Annotated in this window: 2 protein-coding genes; one reads left to right on the top strand and one right to left on the bottom strand. The window is 72.2% G+C overall.

The genetic code is table 11. The features are described 5' to 3' along the window. Window positions 1-238: GNAT family N-acetyltransferase (locus FJV41_RS49040; protein WP_141649491.1), on the bottom strand; the 238-nt coding region annotated here is incomplete at its 3' end. A 249-nt stretch (window positions 239-487) separates the two neighbouring features. On the opposite strand from FJV41_RS49040, the gene FJV41_RS49035 reads away from it, so the two are divergent. Then, the gene (locus tag FJV41_RS49035; protein ID WP_246137903.1) at window positions 488-1,546 is read left to right on the top strand and encodes an NAD(P)H-dependent flavin oxidoreductase; all 1,059 of its coding nucleotides are present in this window, start codon (window positions 488-490) and stop codon (window positions 1,544-1,546) included. Window positions 1,547-1,692: the final 146 nt, after the last annotated feature.

Raw genomic sequence — 1,692 nt, 5'->3', positions numbered from 1 at the left:
GGCCCACCCACCTGCCCGTGGAGCGCTCCAGCACGGAGAACATGCCAAAGCCCTGGAGCGCCCAGCTCCCCGCCATGGAGCTCATGGCCCGCCAGACGACGGAGCGGGGCTGGAGGCCGCCGATGTGGCGCGAGGAGTCGGGGTCGGCCATCAGGGCCACGAAGCCCTCGAAGTCCTCCCGCGCCGTCGGGCGCAGGATGAGGCGCGCGGTTTCAAGCGTCGGTCCCGGTGCTTGCATCATCAAGTTCCTTTGGAGAATCGAGCGGCGCGGCAGGGTTGCACCCGCCCCCCGCCGGGGCAAGCGCTCGTTGCCCCGTGGCAGGCGCCCTCGCCACAAGCGCGGCTTCTCCTCTCGGTTATCCGGAAAAGCCCCAAGCGCCCGCCTGTCCGGACATCGGGTCGCGGGGCAGGCCCCTCGTCGCTAGGACAGCGGCGCACACGACGGCGCGAGGGCCTTCCCATGTGGACCGAGACACGAGTGGCACGGATGCTTGGAACCCGGCTCCCCCTCATCCAGGGGCCGTTTGGCGGAGGCATGTCGTCGACGCGGCTGGCGGCGGCGGTGTCCGAGGCGGGAGGGCTGGGCTCGTTCGGCGCGCACCACCTGAGCGCGTCGCACATCGAGGACACCGTCCGGGAGCTGCGGGGGCTCACCTCGCGGCCGTTCGCCATCAACCTGTGGGTCCCGCTGGAAGGGGAGCGGGAGCTGCGCCCCACGCCGGAGGAGTTCCAGGCGAACGTCGCCCGGCTGAAGCCCTGGTACGACGAGCTGGGCCTGCCCGCGCCCACCTACCCCAGCGCCTTCTCCCAGGACTACGACGCGCAGCTTGACGCGGTGCTCGCGCTCAAGCCGCCGGTGTTCAGCTTCATCTTCGGCATCCCGTCGGCGCGCATCCTGGAGGCGTGCCGGGCCTCCGGAATCCTCACGGTGGGGACGGCGACGAACGTGGACGAGGGGCTCGCGCTGGAGCGCGCGGGGGTGGACCTCATCGTCGCGTCGGGCAGCGAGGCGGGTGGACACCGGGCCTCGTTCCTCAGGCCCGCGGACGAGTCCCCCGCGACGACGGCGCTGGTGCCTCAGTTGGTGGACCGGGTGCGCACGCCCGTCATCGCCTCGGGTGGCATCGCCGACGGCAGGTCGGTGGCCACGGCCCTGGCGCTGGGAGCCGAGGGCGTCCAGGTGGGCACCGCCTTCCTCGCATGCGAGGAGTCCAACGCCAGTGACGTCTATCGCAAGGCGCTGCGCCAGGAGTCCGCGCGCGCCACGGTGCTGACGCGCGTCTTCTCCGGACGCTATGCGCGCGGCATCAAGAACCGCTTCCTGCGGGAGATGACGCCTCACGAACACGACGTCCCGCCCTACCCCGTGCAGAACTGGTTCACCCAGCCGCTGCGGCAGGCGGCGGCCCGTCAGGGGCGCGAAGACCTCCTGTCGCTGTGGGCGGGCCAGAACGCGCCCCTCATCCGGCACTCGCGCGCGCCGGAGCTGGTCGACTTCCTGGAGAAGGACACCACCCGCGTGCTGGCGCGGCTCGCGGGACTCTGAGCCGCGCGAGGCGTCGGTCCAGGAGGCGCTCGCGCCGCACGCCCTCCCTCCAAGCCCTCGCGGCGCCTTGACGGCGCGGGAAGTCCCGTGCTCAAGCACCGACGAATGTCGGACCCAAGCGCCCCCCTTCCCGCCCCACCCGAGAC

Origin of the sequence: Myxococcus llanfairpwllgwyngyllgogerychwyrndrobwllllantysiliogogogochensis (assembly GCF_006636215.1) — a bacterium.
Lineage (GTDB): Bacteria > Myxococcota > Myxococcia > Myxococcales > Myxococcaceae > Myxococcus > Myxococcus llanfairpwllgwyngyllgogerychwyrndrobwllllantysiliogogogochensis.
This window is presented reverse-complemented; position numbering and strand designations above follow the sequence as displayed.

Coding starts and splice junctions, on each gene's coding strand:
- FJV41_RS49035 (WP_246137903.1), top strand. CDS start 488: ATGCTTGGAACCCGGCTCCCCCTCATCCAGGGGCCGTTTGGCGGAGGC.